Source organism: Planococcus sp. RAB007_Raresut (assembly GCF_057369535.1).
In genome coordinates this window covers 296726-313557 of sequence record NZ_JBXYIF010000004.1, presented here as the reverse complement: position 1 = coordinate 313557, position 16832 = coordinate 296726, and the positions used below count along the sequence as shown (strand labels likewise).

At 45.2% G+C, this 16832-nt stretch carries 15 protein-coding genes; 13 read left to right on the top strand and 2 right to left on the bottom strand.

Going from position 1 to position 16832, the window contains the following annotated elements; genetic code table 11:
- Positions 1-111: 111 nt before the first annotated feature.
- The 5 genes from AC2Q9J_RS10265 to AC2Q9J_RS10245 all read left to right on the top strand — a co-directional run bounded on the left by AC2Q9J_RS10265 (position 112) and on the right by AC2Q9J_RS10245 (position 4506).
- Positions 112-1191: a metallophosphoesterase gene (locus tag AC2Q9J_RS10265; protein ID WP_499039582.1), complete on the top strand. Its 1080-nt coding sequence runs from the start codon at positions 112-114 to the stop codon at positions 1189-1191.
- 18 nt (positions 1192-1209) lie between these two features.
- Positions 1210-1818: a DedA family protein gene (locus AC2Q9J_RS10260; RefSeq protein WP_499039580.1), complete on the top strand. Its 609-nt coding sequence runs from the start codon at positions 1210-1212 to the stop codon at positions 1816-1818.
- A 75-nt stretch (positions 1819-1893) separates the two neighbouring features.
- Positions 1894-2844 carry a 2-hydroxyacid dehydrogenase gene (locus tag AC2Q9J_RS10255; protein WP_499039578.1) on the top strand — a complete coding sequence of 317 codons (951 nt, stop codon included), beginning with the start codon at positions 1894-1896 and terminating at the stop codon, positions 2842-2844.
- Between the two features lie 164 nt (positions 2845-3008).
- Complete coding sequence (gene trhO, locus AC2Q9J_RS10250; RefSeq protein WP_499039576.1) at positions 3009-3971, top strand: oxygen-dependent tRNA uridine(34) hydroxylase TrhO; 963 nt, start codon at positions 3009-3011, stop codon at positions 3969-3971.
- 193 nt (positions 3972-4164) lie between these two features.
- Positions 4165-4506 carry a general stress protein gene (locus AC2Q9J_RS10245; protein ID WP_499039574.1) on the top strand — a complete coding sequence of 114 codons (342 nt, stop codon included), beginning with the start codon at positions 4165-4167 and terminating at the stop codon, positions 4504-4506.
- A gap of 210 nt (positions 4507-4716) precedes the next feature.
- Here AC2Q9J_RS10245 and AC2Q9J_RS10240 read toward each other — a convergent pair whose 3' ends face one another.
- The gene (locus tag AC2Q9J_RS10240; RefSeq protein ID WP_499039572.1) at positions 4717-5595 is read right to left on the bottom strand and encodes a MerR family transcriptional regulator; all 879 of its coding nucleotides are present in this window, start codon (positions 5593-5595) and stop codon (positions 4717-4719) included.
- 251 nt (positions 5596-5846) lie between these two features.
- On the opposite strand from AC2Q9J_RS10240, the gene AC2Q9J_RS10235 reads away from it, so the two are divergent.
- The 3 genes from AC2Q9J_RS10235 to AC2Q9J_RS10225 are packed head-to-tail and all read left to right on the top strand — an operon-like array spanning position 5847 to position 9737.
- The gene (locus AC2Q9J_RS10235; RefSeq protein ID WP_499039570.1) at positions 5847-7328 is read left to right on the top strand and encodes an aldehyde dehydrogenase family protein; all 1482 of its coding nucleotides are present in this window, start codon (positions 5847-5849) and stop codon (positions 7326-7328) included.
- 22 nt (positions 7329-7350) lie between these two features.
- Positions 7351-8517, top strand: coding sequence for a saccharopine dehydrogenase family protein (locus tag AC2Q9J_RS10230; RefSeq protein ID WP_499039568.1), 1167 nt, complete (start codon positions 7351-7353; stop codon positions 8515-8517).
- 26 nt (positions 8518-8543) lie between these two features.
- Positions 8544-9737 (top strand): acyl-CoA dehydrogenase family protein, encoded by a 1194-nt coding sequence (locus tag AC2Q9J_RS10225; protein WP_499039566.1) that lies wholly within the window; start codon positions 8544-8546, stop codon positions 9735-9737.
- Positions 9738-9811: 74 nt separating this feature from the next.
- Here the strand turns inward: AC2Q9J_RS10225 and AC2Q9J_RS10220 are convergent, their stop codons facing one another.
- Positions 9812-10723: a diacylglycerol/lipid kinase family protein gene (locus tag AC2Q9J_RS10220; RefSeq protein ID WP_499039564.1), complete on the bottom strand. Its 912-nt coding sequence runs from the start codon at positions 10721-10723 to the stop codon at positions 9812-9814.
- A gap of 106 nt (positions 10724-10829) precedes the next feature.
- Between AC2Q9J_RS10220 and AC2Q9J_RS10215 the strand changes: the two genes are divergently transcribed.
- The 5 genes from AC2Q9J_RS10215 (at position 10830) to AC2Q9J_RS10195 (ending at position 16812) form a co-directional block, all read left to right on the top strand.
- Positions 10830-12011 (top strand): alanyl-tRNA editing protein, encoded by a 1182-nt coding sequence (locus AC2Q9J_RS10215; protein ID WP_499039562.1) that lies wholly within the window; start codon positions 10830-10832, stop codon positions 12009-12011.
- Between the two features lie 68 nt (positions 12012-12079).
- Positions 12080-14227 (top strand): beta-propeller domain-containing protein, encoded by a 2148-nt coding sequence (locus AC2Q9J_RS10210; protein ID WP_499039560.1) that lies wholly within the window; start codon positions 12080-12082, stop codon positions 14225-14227.
- A gap of 101 nt (positions 14228-14328) precedes the next feature.
- Entirely contained in the window at positions 14329-15468 is a 1140-nt protein-coding gene (locus AC2Q9J_RS10205; protein WP_499039558.1) for a zinc-dependent alcohol dehydrogenase, read from the top strand.
- Positions 15469-15576: 108 nt separating this feature from the next.
- The gene (locus tag AC2Q9J_RS10200; protein WP_499039556.1) at positions 15577-16332 is read left to right on the top strand and encodes a threonine/serine exporter family protein; all 756 of its coding nucleotides are present in this window, start codon (positions 15577-15579) and stop codon (positions 16330-16332) included.
- A gap of 12 nt (positions 16333-16344) precedes the next feature.
- Positions 16345-16812 carry a threonine/serine exporter family protein gene (locus tag AC2Q9J_RS10195; RefSeq protein WP_499039554.1) on the top strand — a complete coding sequence of 156 codons (468 nt, stop codon included), beginning with the start codon at positions 16345-16347 and terminating at the stop codon, positions 16810-16812.
- The last annotated feature ends 20 nt before the right edge of the window (positions 16813-16832 follow it).

The window sequence follows — 16832 nt, the reverse complement described above, 5'->3', positions numbered from 1 at the left end:
CGGTCTGTCACTGCATCTTTTACTCAGACCTGAGGCTTAGTTGAGACCGGGTAGTTAGCGGAAGCAGCGGGAAGGGTATAATGGAAAGAAACCGGAAAAGAGGTGGGATTTTTGAAACAGATCACTGCAGGGCTGTTGATGCTGCTGATTTATTGCGCTCTCGCAGGATACATAGGATGGGCCGTTTTTACCTGGATGATCAGTGTTTCAGTGCCTGTTAACTTAGCGTTCTTCATACTTCTCTGGACAGTTTTGGCATTTAGTTATTTTATCGGAATGCTTGGCCATAAGTGGCTGGGCTTCACAATCGCCGGCTCGTATTGGCTGGCTTTTTTTCAATACGCCTTGCTTATTGTCCCACTGGCAAATCTGGCGGTTATCGCTATAAACCATCCTCTGGACGTACAATTTATAGGTTCGTTGGCGGCAACTCTCTTTTTACTGATTTTTATCATCGGTACTTTTCTGGCTTACAGTCCAGTTGTGCGAAAGAAAGAATTTATTGTAAAGGGCAGCGGAGAAGATTTGAATATCATTATTGCTTCTGATTTTCATCTCGGCGTTCTATCAGGCAAACGCCATCTGAAGCGCTTTGTGAATTTGAGCAATAAACACGAACCGGATCTGATATTGCTAGCCGGGGATTTAGTGGATGACGATCCGATCTGGTATGCCAGATATGGCATGTCAGAAGTGATGCGGAAGCTTAAGTCGAAATACGGGGTGTTTGGAGTATTAGGCAACCACGAGTATTACGGAAAGAAAATCCCATTGCTTGTGCGTGTCATGGAAGAATCTGGCGTAACAATATTAAGGGATGAAACGGTTGAAATTGCAGGGAAATTCAATCTGTCCGGGCGGGAAGAACGGACCAACGGAAAAAGAGAGCCGCTCGAAAACTTACAACCCGCAGGAACACTTCCGTGGATTGTTATGGACCATACGCCGTCTGATTTGAAAACACCGGTCGCACTGGGCGTTGATTTTCATATTTCCGGACATACACATAAGGGGCAGATGTGGCCCAATCACTTGATTACCAAAAGAGTATTCGAGCTCGATTATGGGTACCGTTTAAAAGAAGACACCCATTTTCTCGTATCATCGGGCTTCGGCTTTTGGGGTCCGCCCATTCGCATTGGCAGCCGGTCGGAGCTATGGGCGGTGCGGATAAAATTCGAAAATATTTAATTGAAAGAGTTGGTTTGGATGGAAGCATGGATTACCGCTGTAATGGAGGACTACGGCTATGTGGGAATATTTTTTCTGATTTTAATAGAAAACATTTTTCCGCCGATCCCTTCTGAAATCGTGCTGACTGTAGGAGGCTTTATGACGACTACCGCTGAGTTGAGCGTAGCGGGAGTCGTCATCGCATCGACTGCAGGCTCGGTTGCGGGAGCTGTAATTCTGTATTATATCGGCAGGTGGCTGAGCGTAGAGCGCTTAGAAGGGCTGGTTGAAAAATACGGCAAATGGCTCCGTATTAAAAAAGATGACCTTTACAAAGCGGATGCCTGGTTTGACCGCTACGGCATTTGGGCTGTTTTCTTTGGCCGGCTGGTTCCTGTGGTGCGAAGCCTTATATCGGTTCCCGCAGGCATGTCAGGTATGAAAGTGAATATGTTTTTGCTGTTCACAATTGCCGGCACGCTGATATGGAATACCATTCTTGTCGTTGTTGGAGCTGCAGTAGGTGAAAACAGGGAAGCGATTATGCGGCAGCTGAACATCTACTCGAATGTGGTTTATATTTTATTGGCAGTGGGAGCGGTTGTGGGCATCTGGTACTTTATCCGGAAAAGGCATAAGAAATAGGCGGGGACGGCTTGAAATTGAAGCTGGCTACATAAGTTGTTATAATAATTAGACAATTAGATTGGAGGATGTTTTATGAAGCCGATTGTTTATATTACCCGGAAATTGCCGGAGGAGGCAATAAAGGGCCTTGAAAATTCCTATGAAGTGCGGATGTGGCAAGAGGAAGAAAAACCCGTGCCGCGTGAAGTTCTGATGGAAGAAGCCAAGAAAGCATCTGCATTATGGACGATGCTTTCCGATCAGATTGACAGGGAATTGATAGAAGCAGCGACGGATTTAAAAATTATTTCCAATCTTGCGGTGGGTTATAACAATATCGATTTGGATGCGGCGAGGGAACGGGGGATTGCTGTGACAAATACTCCCGAAGTTCTGACCGAAACGACGGCGGATTTAGCTTTTGGTTTGTTGCTGGCAACTGCTAGACGACTGATCCAAGCGGAAAAAACTGTTCGTTCGGGTGAGTGGAAGTCATGGACGCCGATGGGCATGACCGGGCAGGATGTCTACGGTGCAACGCTTGGAATCATTGGCATGGGACGAATTGGAGAAGGCGTCTGCAGAAGAGCCGGGGGCTTTGATATGAAAGTGATGTATCACAACCGCACCCGGAGAAGCCTGGAAGATGTTGAATATGCGGAACTTGATGAGCTCCTTTCAAAATCTGATTTTGTTATGATCCTTACACCTTTGACGGAAGAAACCAAAGGGATGATCGGCAAACGGGAATTGGATTTGATGAAAAACACGGCTTGCCTGATCAATGTCGCCAGAGGCGGTATCGTAGATGAAGACGCCTTATATAACGCTTTGAAAGAACGCAAAGTCTGGGCGGCGGGATTGGATGTCTTCGAACAGGAGCCGCTTCCGCTCGACGATAAACTGCTGGAGCTTGATAATTTGACCGTACTTCCGCATATCGGGAGTGCCGGTATACGGACGAGACTGGAAATGATGGCATTGAATGCCGAAGCGATTGCGGCATGTTTAGAGGAACAATCAATAAAGAACAGGGTTTGTTAATGAATAAGTAATTTGTTGGAAACTTGAAGTGATTTAAAAACAGCCGTTTCTGCGGCTGTTTTATTTTGCTTAAGTTGAATAAAACCCAGTTTTATTGTAAAATGGTTGAGGTTTTGAAGTCTCGACGACTGATGAAGCAAATAGAAGAATAGGGGGTATGATTCATGCAAAATCATACGCACAATGTTTTACTTTATTACCTATATACACCGATCGAAGATCCTGAAGTTTTTGCGGCTGAGCATTTGGCGGCATGTAAGGAACTTGGATTAAAAGGACGTATCCTGGTGTCTGAAGAAGGCATCAACGGCACATGCTCCGGAACAATCGAACAAACGGAAGCATATATGGATATGATGAAAAAAGATGAGCGTTTTTCAGATATCGTCTTTAAAATCGACGAAGCTGACGGCCATGCATTCAAAAAGATGCACGTTCGCGCGAAAAAAGAAATCGTTCACTTGGGTCTGGAAGATGACATCAATCCCAATGAATTGACTGGCACTTACCTGGAGCCTGCTGAATTCTATAAACGCATGCAGGATCAGGACACAATCGTTCTTGATGCCCGCAATGATTACGAATATGATCTTGGCCATTTCCGCGGCGCTATCCGTCCGGATATTGAAAACTTCCGCGATTTGCCGGAATGGGTAAAAGAAAATAAAGAAATGTTTGAAGGCAAGAAAATTTTGACGTATTGCACAGGCGGAATCCGTTGTGAAAAATTCTCCGGATGGCTGAAAAGAGAAGGCTTTGAAGATGTGGCGCAGCTTCATGGCGGAATCGCTACTTACGGCAAAGACCCTGAAGTGAAAGGGCAGCTTTGGGACGGGCAGATGTACGTCTTTGATGAGCGCATCGCAGTGCCTGTCAACCAAGTGGAACATACAGTAGTCGGAAAAGACCATTTCACAGGTGAACCATGTGAACGCTATGTGAACTGCGCAAATCCGGAATGCAATAAAAAAATTCTTAGTTCTGAAGAAAACGAGCATAAGTATATGCGTTCATGCAGTGACGAATGCCGCGAACATCCGCGCAACCGTTATGCATTCGAACACGGTTTGACAGGACCGGAAGTACAGGCAAGACTGGACGCTTTGAAAGAAACATCTGAAGTTTAATAGCAGAAAAACAAAAGAGCTCTCAAGAATGACCCAATAAAAAGAGATATGGAAAAGCACCCCCAAAGCCGTGTGTAGTAATCACGACTATATGGAGGTGTTTTTCTTTATGGAATCATAGTATGAGGCATGTTTTATCTTTTTGGTTGTTCGGGTAAATATAAGCAAGACGATAAACAGGAGGTTGATTAGTTTGAAATCAACAAACCGTGAATTTGAAGTTGTTTATACGGAAAGGGAACTTGAAGGAAAAGTGGAAGAAATGAAGTCGTGGGGATATAACAAAAATGATATTCATGTTTTGGCGAATAATGCGGATATTCTTAACTCTGTTGAAAAGCAGCAAGGAGTTCACACTCACGAAACAGAAACCATTACAGATAAATTCAAATCAGTCTTCACCGGGAAAGACGCGGTGCGGGATGAGTTAACTAAACTGGATTTAAGCCAAACGGAAATCGATGAATTTCACGATATTCTCGATAATGACGGAATTGTGCTATATACAGACCATCGAAATGATACTCGAATATAGCCGAAAAGAAACTGCGGGGAACATGACAGAAGAGGATGTTCGATAAATATAAAAGTACCGGGCACAGTGATGCCCGGTACTTTTATATTTCAGATTATTTTTTTTTCAGCGCAATTGAAACAGAAAAGTCTGCCTTCGATGTAAACTCCGTCGAGAAATCCGTCGCGGCAATATACTTCTTTCCCGCAATTCACACAAGTTCCAATCAACTCAAGCATCAGCCAAACCTTCAGCAAATATGTACATTGCTTCACGCAGGTATTTGGATAAGCCAGCTCCATGCCGATCGATATTCTTGGCGAAACGGCTGTCGTTGGCATATAGATCAGCAAGACCGCGGAACATTTTTGGCGAACAGTTGTAGAAACGGTCCAGCAGCGTATAATAAGCCTGCATTTCGACTTGGACTTCAGGCGCTTCCGGAGGCAGATGCATCAAGTTGGAGACAGCATTGTAAATCCGATCGCCTTCCCGGTTGATTTCTTCGAGATCCTCTTCTTCTTTTTCCGGTTTTTCAGTTGCTGTGGCAACTGCAGTCTCTGACTCTTCCGTTGCATTTTCCTTCGTTGGCTCAGGTTCAGTGAAATTAACATCTTCCAGAATTTCATCCTGTCCGGAAAAATCTTCTTCTACTGTTTCGATTTCTGCTGTTTCAACTTCAACAGTTTCGGCTTGAGCAGGTGAATCAAGATATAACTTGATATTATCGTCTGTTTTCTTGATACTGAAGGCGGAAAACCGCTGTTCATTGGTCAATTCCTGCACTCCGGCATATTCCAGCTGAGTAAGCTCAGCGTTTTCTATCAATTTTTCGATTCGCTGTTTTTTCTGGCGCAATAACTCCGCGTGTTGGGTCAAGGCAAAAGTGGCATCGAAACCTTCAGCTACCAGTTCCTGAATTTTTTTCAGTGAAAATCCTAATTCTTTGAAAAACAAGATGTGCTGGAGCAGTTTCAAATCATCGTCATTATAGTAACGGTATCGGTTGGATCCAATATTCGATGGTTTCATCAAACCGATGCTGTCGTAATGATGGAGAGTGCGGACACTAACTCCGGCTATTGTAGCTACTTCCTGTACTTTGTACATAATTAATCACCTCTTCCATTTGATTAGACTATGACGTTCCGTAAGTGTCAATACCTTTTCTGGATTGCTTAAGAAAATGATACTTTATGCATGGAAATTAACCCGATTTACTGAAAGAGAATGAAACTGATAATAAAAATTAGAAAATTCATGAAATTTTTCAATCCATCTGTGATTTTGCAGTTAAATGTGAAATAATGGTTTTGTAAGCGCTTTCTTTAATGTGGACCATTTATGGAGGAGGAATGAAAATGAAGTTGACTAATTATGTGGACGGCAAATGGCAGGATGCTAAAAATCTTCAGTTTACTGCCGTATTAAATCCGGCAACCGGTAAAGAATTGGCTCAAGTTCAGCTGTCAACTGCCTCAGATGTCGATAAAGCGGCAAAGGCAGCCAAAGCGGCTCAAAAAACATGGGCGAAAGTACCGGCGCCAAAACGGGCGTCGTATTTATATGAAATCGGACGAATTATGAAGGAAAGAAAAGAGCATCTGGCGCAAGTTCTGACAAAAGAAATGGGCAAAGTGATTGAAGAAGGGCGAGGGGAAGTACAAGAAGGGATTGATATGGCTTTTTACATGGCAGGTGAGGGGCGCAGGCTATTTGGAGAAACGACGCCTTCCGAGCTGGCGGATAAATTTGCAATGAGTATCCGTTCGCCAATTGGGGTTGTCGGATTGATAACTCCATGGAACTTTCCGGTGGCAATCGCCACGTGGAAATCTTTCCCCGCTATTGTGGCCGGCAACACTTTCTTATGGAAACCGGCAACAGAGACACCGATGATGGCTTATGAGATGAGCAAGATATTTGCTGAAGCCGGTCTTCCGGCAGGTGTCGCAAATATCGTTTTCGGGACAGGATCGGAAGTCGGCACCGCCATGATCGAGCATCCCGATATAAGAGTCATTTCGTTTACGGGCTCTACGGATACGGGCAGGAAAGTGGCCGAACTCGGTGGCCGGAATCTTAAAAAAGTTTCATTGGAAATGGGCGGCAAGAATGCGGTGATTGTCATGGAAGACGCGGATTTGGATTTGGCAGTTGAAGGGATATTATGGAGTGCTTTTGGAACTGCAGGCCAGCGCTGCACTGCTTGCAGCCGGGTTATTGTCCATAAGGAAGTGAAAGAAGAGCTCCAGAACAGGCTTCTGAAAAAAATGGAAAGCCTGACGATTGGCGATGGTACGGATGAAAGCATTAAAGTCGGACCGGTCATCAATAAAAAAGCACTAGAAAAAATCCATTCCTATATTGAAGTGGGAAAACAGGAAGGCGCTGTGCTCCTTGCTGGGGGGGAAATCCTTACAGGCAGTCATTACGATAAAGGAAACTATTACGCACCGACATTGTTTACGGATGTTACAGCCTCCATGCGCATAGCTCAGGAAGAAATCTTCGGTCCTGTCATTTCTGTTATTGAAGTAGACTCTTTTGAAGCGGCAATCGAAGTGAATAACGGAGTCATTTATGGACTTTCCAGTTCGATTTATACACAAGACGTGAATCGGGCATTTAAAGCACAACGGGATTTGGATACGGGAATCGTCTATATTAATGCGGGGACGAGCGGAGCGGAAATCCATTTGCCATTCGGTGGAACAAAAGGGACTGGCAATGGCCACCGGGATTCAGGCGTTGCAGCACTCGATGTCTTTACGGAATGGAAATCTGTTTATGTAGATTTCAGCGGAAAATTGCAGCGGGCGCAAATAGACAACGAAATATAAATTGGAAAGGGGATAATTTAAGATGAAAGTGGCGGTATTAGGTGCGGGACTCATGGGCAAACAGGCTGCAGGCGATCTGATCCAAAATGAAAACGTGGAAAAAGTTTATCTGGCGGATGTCGACACCGTTAAAGCAGAAGCCTTTAGGCAAACATTGAACACTGACAAACTGGAAGTACTCCATCTGGATGCAAATGATGATGAATCGTTGAAATCGGTTATATCCAAAGCGGATGTTGCAATCAATGCTCTGTTTTACACTTTTAATGTCAAAGCAGCGGAAATTGCGCTTGAATGCGGCGTACATGCTGTTGATCTCGGCGGCCACATTGGAGGCGCTACAGATGCCGTATTGAATCTCCATGAAAAGGCTCTTGAAAAAGGAGTGACACTCATTCCGGATCTTGGCGTGGCTCCGGGAATGATCAATATCATCACCGGCTATGGTGCAGGCAAGCTTGACCGTGTCAGCGATATCAAAATATTGGTCGGCGGTATTCCTGTCCATCCGGAACCTCCGCTTCAATACAATCACGTTTTTTCCCTGGAAGGTGTTTTTGATCATTACACAGATCCATCACATGTTCTGCGGGAAGGGAAGCTGTTGGAAGTTCCTTCACTCTCTGAAGTTGAGCATGTTGAATTTGAAGAATTCGGCGAACTGGAAGCTTTCCATACTTCCGGCGGCACATCTACAATGACGGATACATTCAGTGATATTGAAAATCTTGAATATAAAACGCTTCGTTATAAAGGGCATGCGGAAAAATTCCAATTGCTTGTTGATCTTGGTTTCACAGATCGTGAGAAAACGGTCACGATAGACGGACAACAAGTTAAAATTCGTGACATTCTTCGGGAAGTATTAACCCCGATAACAGAACTGGGGGATAAAGAAGATGCGGTCGTCCTTAGAATAACGGTATCGGGTTCAAAAGATAACGAGGATTTAACTTACACTTACAATATGGTAACAAAAAAAGATCGCAAGTCAGGAGTGACTGCAATGGCCCGGGCGACTGCCTATACGATTTCCGCAGTTGCACAGATGATTGGCACAGGCTTGATCGATAAGCGGGGTTCATATCCCCCGGAACTTATTGTGCCAGGGGATGAATACATCAAGGAAATGGCGAAGCGCGGAGTTGAAATCAAAGAGACGGTGCAGCGGACAGCATTTCAGCAATAAGAAATAAGGCGTCGGGAGGTTTTGAAATGGACTTCAGTTTTTCAGAGGAACAATCACTGTTAAGAAAGACGGTCAGGCAATTTGTGGATAATGAAATCCTTCCTCATATAGGGGAATGGGACAGTAAAGGCGGCTTTGATCCGGTAATTTGGAAGCGGCTTGCCGAGCTCGGACTGATGGGAGTTTGTATTCCTGAAAAATATGGCGGCAGCGGGATGGATTATAATTCGCTTGCGATTGTCTGTGAAGAATTGGAAAGAGGGGACACGACGTTTCGGACAGCTGTGTCAGTCCATACCGGATTGAATTCGATGACGATTCTTCAATGGGGGACGGAAGAACAGAAGCAGAAATTTTTATTGCCGCAGGCGAAAGGTGAGAAAATCGGTGCTTTCGGATTGACAGAGCCTGGAGCTGGTTCAGATGTAGCCGCACTTTCCAGTACAGCGGTCCGCGATGGTGAAGAGTATATTTTGAACGGCCAAAAAACGTGGATATCGTTATGTGATTCGGCTGATCATTTTATCGTTTTCGCCTATACGGATAAAGTTAAAAAACATCAGGGCATCAGCGCGTTTATCGTAGAGCGTGACCGTGAAGGATTTTCATCCAAAGCAATCAAGGGTAAGCACGGAATTCGTGCAGGGAATACAGGAGAGATATTTTTTGAAGACCTTCGTATACCAGTGGGCAATAGATTGGGGGAAGAAGGGGAAGGTTTTAAGATAGCAATGGCCTCCCTGGATAACGGGCGATTTACAGTAGCGGCCGGAGCATGTGGTTTGATCAGCGCGTGCATCGAAGAAAGTGTGAATTACTGCCGCACCCGCTCGACTTTTGGAAAATTGATCGGTGAACATCAGCTGGTGCAGCAAATGATTGCGCGCATGGAGGCGGGCTATCAGATGAGCCGCTTATTGGTATACCGCGCAGGGGAGATGAAAAACCAGGGAATCAGGAACACCAGAGAGACATCTCTCGCGAAATGGCAGGCTTGTGATTTCGCCAATAAGGCAGCTGATGACGCAGTCCAAATACACGGTGCTTATGGCTATTCTGATGAATACCCCGTAGCCCGTTTTTTGCGAAACTCGAAAGCGCCCGTAATTTATGAAGGCACCCGTGAGATTCATACAATTATGCAGGCGGAATATGTATTGGGTATGAGAGAAGATAAAAATTTAAATAAAATGCTTCCAAAATGGCCATTTGAGGAATAGGAAATGGTTTTGAAGTTATATGAAAAAGACCGCAAAGAGAAGAAAATTCTTCTTTGCGGCCTTTTTTTATTCGGTCATTCAATGCTTTCCAAGGGTTTTGGTACAAACATTTTCAGCTTTTGAGGAAGGACTTCAATGTCCGCGGGAGTTTTCAAATAAATTTCCCCATCCGTGTCGATGTCCATCGGCTCATCTGTCGCGATGCTCACACGTTTGCCTTGATAATGGCGGATATGGGCTAATTCTTCAATGGGCACATCAGGTTTTGATAATGAAAACCATTCCAAGATAGCCGCAATGGATGAAGTTTGAACGATGAAAATATCCAGAAGCCCATCGGAAGGATCAATTGAATCCATCGGAAAAGAGTGGGTTCCAATGGATTTTCCGTTCATGATAAGTGCAAGTACACCATTTTCTTCGTGTTCAACACCGTCAACGGTCAAATGGATGGGAAATGGTTCGGTTTGCCGCATTGACTGAAGCCCGCTCATGAAATAACTCAATTTGCCATACCGTTCTTTGAATTGGACATCAATATTAGTTGAAGCATCTGTGATGATTCCGATGCCTGCGAAGTTCAAGAAAGAATGGCCGTTTATACTGGCAGCATCAATTCCTTTTATCATCCCGTCAGCCAGTTCTTCCGCAGCCAGGGTCAAGTCCATCGGAATATCGAGTGTCCGTGCGAAATCGTTGCATGTGCCACTCGGAATTATGCCGAGGGGAGGAGGCGAGGGCACATCGGACAAAGCCTGCACAGCATCATGGATAGTGCCGTCTCCTCCGGCGACAAAAAGCGCGTCAGCGTCAACAGCCAATGTTCTGCACGCAGCTGTCAATTCTTCAGGGCTGTTCGTCTGGACAAGTTCCAATTTTTCGGAAACTGCCGCCAAAGCAGGTACAGTCATAGCGATGACCGAGTCTGCCGTGGACGCCCCTGCTAGTCCGTTATACAATAAAACTGAACGCTTGAATTTCGGCACGGTAAATCCTCCTTAAAACTGCTCTTATTAAATATATTTTCACTGGTAGCTTACCAATAAACAATACAGAATGATACTGACGAAAATAGTATAGGAGGCTGATGGGATGACGGAAAAGATTTATTATCAGGATGCGGCTGTAAAGACGATAACGGTAAATGTAATAGATAATGGATTAGATGATAAAGGGAATTATGCAGTGCTTGACCGCAGCTGTTTCTATCCGGAGGGCGGGGGCCAGCCGGCAGATACAGGAGTGATCGGACAAACTGAAGTCACGGATGTCCAGGCAGTCGATGGGGAAATCCGTCATTATACCGCCGCTAAACTGGAAGTGGGCGAATATGGAATTGCAATCGACTGGGAACGCCGCTTCGACCATATGCAGCAGCATACAGGCCAGCATTTGCTGAGCGCCGTATTCGAAGATGAACTGGGCATGGCAACGAAAAGCTTCCATCTAGGAACGGAAAGAGTTTCAATTGACCTGGATGTACCGAAAATAAGCACAGAACAAATAAAAACTATTGAGCAGAAAGTGAATTCATTGATTTACAGCCAACTGCCGGTAGAGACGGAATGGGTTACACAGGAGCAAGCATCAGATATGAAGCTGCGTAAAAAACCGGCAGTCGAGGGAGATATCCGGTTGGTGAAAATAGCGGATATTGATATCAATGCCTGCGGAGGTACACATTTACGGAACACCGCTGAACTGGGTTTACTTAAAATCATCCGCACTGAAAAAGCGAAAGGCGGCACACGCGTTTACTTTTTATGCGGCAAACGCGCGATGGCGCATTTTAATGTACTGCAATCAGTCACTGATCGATTGACAAAAAGTTTGAATGCACCTGCAGCTGAACTTGCTGAAGCGGCTGAAGCTATTTTGGACGACAGGAAAGCCAAGGAAAAACAATTGAGGAATATTTCGCTTGAGTACACGAAGCTTGAAGCGGAAAACATGAAACCTGATGGGAACTTGTTAATCAGGGATTTCAGTGGACGACCGTTCAAGGAGGTTCATCAATTGGCGAAACTGACGGCAGAAATTCACCCATCTCTTTATCTGCTTTTCTTCATTTCTGAAGAAGGAAATGAGCGCTTTGTTTGCGCAAAAGGAAAAGATGCGCAAGGAGATATGAAATATGTGCTCGGCAAGATTCTAGAAGATGCAGGCGGTAACGTGGGCGGAACTGAAGGTCTTGCACAGGGGGGCATCAAGCAGAATGCCGGGTTGGACGCCTATTCCGCTGCCTTTCGGAATATAATCAAGGAAATTACATAAATTCTGTAACTTTTCTGTAATATATCTGTCTAATGAGTAAAAGCAGGCAGAAAGGATGTGGATGATACATGAAGAAAAGAAGTTTATGGCTCGTTGCGGCTGCACTTATAGCGGCTATAGGAATCGGATTCGCTTTTATGATTGATAAAGTGTCGATAAGCGCCTCATCCATTGCATTGGCAGAACAAGGGTGGAGAGCCAATTTTTCTTCCCCACTCCATTCTGATGCAATTGAAAAAGGGCATATCTATTTGACGGATGCAGAAGAAGAGCCTGTCGACGTGGAAATGGAATTGCAGGAAAATGGCAAAACGCTTGAAATACCGGAAATTTCAACAGGGCAATATATTCTGCACGTTAAAAAGTCCGCGATTAAAGGGAAATTCCTGAAAAGCCTGGCAACCAATCAAGTGGAATTCTCGGTTCAGGAAGAAATAACCGCATTGTCGAGTGAAGAAGAGTTAAAGGCATACTTCAAACAATTGCTCGAATTGCAGAAGAATAATGAGCGTTATGGAGCTTTCGGTGAAGGTTCAGGGATGGCAACTGAAGAATCCGCTGCCAGTGATTCAGCTGGATCAGGCGAAAGTGGAAATCACTCTTCGACCAATAACCAGGTGGAAGGGGTCGATGAAGCGGATCTCGTAAAAACGGATGGCTCATATATTTATTCCATCAGCGATTCTAGAGTGCTGATAACGGATGCTCGCAATCCCGATGATTTGACAGAAGGAGCAGAATTATTGCTGGAACCGGAAATGTATCCGCAGCAATTATTCCTGTCAGACGACATTTTAGTGGTAATGGGCAGCCAATACAGCGCAGCGCCGACGGAAGGGAAAGTAAGCGCGGAAATAGCTCCGCATATATCGATGACGAGCGTTTTCCTCTATGACATCAGCGACCCGGCTTCACCGGAGTTTCTTCGAAAAGTCGGAACAGAAGGCAATTTGAACGGAGCAAGACTGACTGATGGTATCCTCTACTACGTCACCAATAACTATCCGGATATTTGGATGATGGAGGATGAGGATAACGTCGAACTTCGCCCGATGATCTTCGATTCGAAAAACGGCAAGAAGTTTTCCGCTTTGCCATATGACCGGATTTCCATTCTGCCGGGCACAATGGAAGGCAGTTACAGTATTGTTTCAGCAATAGACCTGTCTGAGCCGGAAGAAAATGAAGTGACGGCGGAAGGCTTCCTCGGCGGCAGTGAGCAGCTCTATATGACAAAGGAAAACCTCTATCTGACCGCTTCGGCCTATGTGCCGATGGATGAAGAGGAAACGGACGACAATATGTCCATGGACATTTGGATTCCACAATTGGCGAACACTGAAATCTTTAAGTTCGCTTTGGATAAAACAAATATCACTTTTCTTGCGTCCAGTGAAGTGAAAGGCTCTTTGCTGAATCAATTTTCAATGGACGAATACAACGGCTTCTTCAGGATTGTAACTACTGAAGGGGTAGCGTGGGATGAAGCGTCCCCTTCCAAAAACCATCTTTTCATCCTGGATGGCGGTATGGAGCAGGTGGGGTCAGTAGAAGACCTGGCGAAAGGCGAGAGAATCTATTCAGCCCGCTTTATGGGAGATAAAGCTTATATGGTGACATTCAAGGAAACAGATCCTTTGTTTGTCATTGATGTAGCAGTGCCTTCTTCGCCGCAGGTGTTGGGAGAATTGAAAATACCCGGTTTCTCCAATTATTTGCATCCATTAAATGAAGACCATCTTATCGGTTTTGGTTCCGATACAAAAGTGGAATCCTCGAAAGAAGGGGAAGCGCGTGTGGTCACGGGCGGTATGAAAATCTCTTTATTCGATGTCAGTGATTTCAATAATCCGGTTGAAAAAGACACAGAAGTGATTGGCGGGCAAGGAACGAGTTCCGCCCTGCAATACGACCATAAAGCATTGTTCACCCATCAGGAAAAGAGTCTCTTTGGTTTCCCGATTTCTCTTTACAGCGAAACCAACGGTGATTACATCGAGTTTGAGGGAGAAGGGGCGATGGTCTATACCATTACACCGGATGGCATCGAACAGACAGCAAACCTCGTGAAGGAAAGTTCAGCCCAATATGAGGACTGGCACAGCAGCATTCAGCGCATCATTTATATTGAGGATACATTATTTACAATCGCCAACAGCGAAATAAAAAGCTACGATCTGAATACTTTTGAGATAAAGGACACCATTGAATATTGAATAACGGAGAAACGTGCCAGGAAATTTTCACTGGCACGTTTTTTTATTGCCAGAAAAGGGAAGAAGAATAGTATTCTGAAAATTCACTGGAGGGATAGTAGATGAAGGGTGTAACTTTTCAAGGAGCAAAAGATATTCAAGTGAAAAAGGTCAAAGATCCGGAAATCCAGAAAAAGGACGATATCATCATTAAAGTCACTTCCACAGCGATTTGCGGATCCGACTTGCATATTTATCAAGGAGCTTTGCCGACACATAAAGATTACGTAATCGGCCACGAGCCGATGGGGATTGTGGAAGAAGTCGGTTCCGAAGTCACTAAAGTGAAAAAAGGGGACCGTGTCGTCATTCCTTTTAACGTGAGCTGCGGGCAATGTTTCTATTGCAATCATGAAATGGAGAGCCAATGTGACAACTCGAACAGCAATCCTCACTTCGACACTGGCGGATACATCGGATTCACAGAACGCTACGGCAATTATCCTGGCGGCCAGGCAGAGTATCTGCGTGTGCCTTATGCTAACTTCATGCCGTTTGTCATTCCGGAATCATCTGAGCTCGAAGATGAATCGGTGCTATTCCTGTCTGATGTTCTTCCGACTGCCTACTGGAGTGTAGAAAACTCGGGCGTTAAACCAGGCGATACTGTCGTCGTTCTAGGTTGTGGGCCAGTAGGATTGATGGCGCAGAAATTTGCCTGGATGAAAGGTGCTTCACGCGTCATTGCAGTTGATGAATTGCCATACCGTATGGAAAAGGCTAAGAGAATAAACAATGTTGAGATCGTCGACTTCAGCCAGCATGATAATACAGGTGCGTTCATACATGACCTTACACAAGGTGGAGCGCGCGTCGTCATCGATTGTGTTGGTATGGATGGCAAGAAATCCCCAATGGAAGCTGCGCAGCAGAAACTTAAGCTGCAAGGCGGTACTTTAAGCGCGATTGATATTGCAAAAGACGCTGTCAGCAAGTTTGGTACCATTCAACTGACTGGAGTATATGGTATGACTTATAATATGTTCCCTCTTGGCAATATATTCGAACGAAATGTAACGATGAAGATGGGGCAGGCGCCGGTAGTCCACCTGATGCCGAGGATTTTCGAAATGATCAACAGCGGAGAACTCGATCCGCGTGAAATCATTTCCCATGTGATGCCTATGGAGCAGGCCAGTGACGCCTACCAGATCTTCAACGATCATACAGATGAGTGTACAAAAGTCGTACTTAAGCCTTAAGCGAATGAATATAAGTGGACTTAGAACGCTCCGCATAGGCGGAGCGTTTTATTTTTTGCCCAGGTACTGTATCATTAGGGCAAGTGTAGAGAGAAAGGGGGGACTCTTGTGAATCAGGCAGGTGAAACCAGAAGGGAATTGGCACTTGATTGTTTCCTTTTGGCGGGAAAAATCATGATGGAAAGCGGAGCTGAGACGTATCGAATCGAAGATACGATGATCCGCATGGCGGTTTCACAGAAAATGATGGATTCCCATTGTTTTGTGACGCCTACAGGCATCATGTTCTCTCCGAGCAATGAGCTGGCCACCAGATTTGTCCGCATCAACAGCAGACGGACGGATTTGGAGAGGGTGGCTTTGGTGAACGCGGTTTCCAGGAGACTGGTATCCGGGGAACTGACGCTTCAACAAGCATATGATGAAATGCTGATTATTGATCAAACGGATTATATGTTTCCGTTACAGATACAGGTCTTGGCTGCTGCTGTAGCCAGTGGCTGCTTCCTGATTCTGCTTGGCGGCGGCTGGGAAGATTTGCCTTTCGCTTTCATAATCGGAGGCACGGCCTTCTATATAGTGGAAATGATTTTGATACAGACAAGAGTCAAATTTTTTGCGGAGTTTGTCGGTGCCCTGGCAATCGGTTTGCTGGCATCGCTGGTGATATACGCGGGTCTCGGGCAGGATTTGGATACAATAATTATCGGATCCGTTATGCCGCTGGTACCGGGCTTGTTAATAACCAACGCAGTAAGGGATCTGATGGCAGGACATTTTGTGTCAGGACTGTCCAAAGGTGCGGAAGCTTTTCTCACCGCTTTTGCCATCGGTGCTGGAATTGCACTCGTACTTTCATTTTAAAGGGGGAATTGGATGAACTGGCCACTTGAAGCCTTTTTGAGTTTTCTGGCTGCAGGCGCATTCGGCGTGGTTTTCAATACTCCGCGCAGGACACTCGTCAGTTGTGGATTGGTCGGCATGAGCGGCTGGCTGATCTACCGGATGTATTACCTCGTTTTTGATGATTCGGTTCAGGCGACTTTTGCAGGCGCATTTGCAGTGGCGTTGGTCGCTCATATCCTGGCCAAAAAGTTTAAAATGCCCATGATCGTTTTCAGTATCGCGGGAATCATTCCTTTGGTTCCGGGAAGCCGGGCTTATAATTCGATGCGAAGCATAGTGGAAAATAATTATCTGGAAGCCATCTCATTCGCTGCGGATGCTCTTATGATTTCAGGGGCAATTGCGATGGGGCTGGTGTTTGCGGAAGTTCTGATGCAAATGGTTTTCAACTATCAGGCTAAAAGAATGCAAAAGAAAATCGGTATGACTCGGAATTAAATTCCGCGGCATACCGTTTT

Coding starts and splice junctions, on each gene's coding strand:
- AC2Q9J_RS10260 (WP_499039580.1), top strand. CDS start 1,210: ATGGAAGCATGGATTACCGCTGTAATGGAGGACTACGGCTATGTGGGA.
- AC2Q9J_RS10240 (WP_499039572.1), bottom strand. CDS start 5,595: ATGTACAAAGTACAGGAAGTAGCTACAATAGCCGGAGTTAGTGTCCGC.
- AC2Q9J_RS10215 (WP_499039562.1), top strand. CDS start 10,830: ATGACGGAAAAGATTTATTATCAGGATGCGGCTGTAAAGACGATAACG.
- AC2Q9J_RS10230 (WP_499039568.1), top strand. CDS start 7,351: ATGAAAGTGGCGGTATTAGGTGCGGGACTCATGGGCAAACAGGCTGCA.
- AC2Q9J_RS10205 (WP_499039558.1), top strand. CDS start 14,329: ATGAAGGGTGTAACTTTTCAAGGAGCAAAAGATATTCAAGTGAAAAAG.
- AC2Q9J_RS10255 (WP_499039578.1), top strand. CDS start 1,894: ATGAAGCCGATTGTTTATATTACCCGGAAATTGCCGGAGGAGGCAATA.
- AC2Q9J_RS10225 (WP_499039566.1), top strand. CDS start 8,544: ATGGACTTCAGTTTTTCAGAGGAACAATCACTGTTAAGAAAGACGGTC.
- AC2Q9J_RS10235 (WP_499039570.1), top strand. CDS start 5,847: ATGAAGTTGACTAATTATGTGGACGGCAAATGGCAGGATGCTAAAAAT.
- AC2Q9J_RS10210 (WP_499039560.1), top strand. CDS start 12,080: ATGAAGAAAAGAAGTTTATGGCTCGTTGCGGCTGCACTTATAGCGGCT.
- trhO (WP_499039576.1), top strand. CDS start 3,009: ATGCAAAATCATACGCACAATGTTTTACTTTATTACCTATATACACCG.
- AC2Q9J_RS10195 (WP_499039554.1), top strand. CDS start 16,345: ATGAACTGGCCACTTGAAGCCTTTTTGAGTTTTCTGGCTGCAGGCGCA.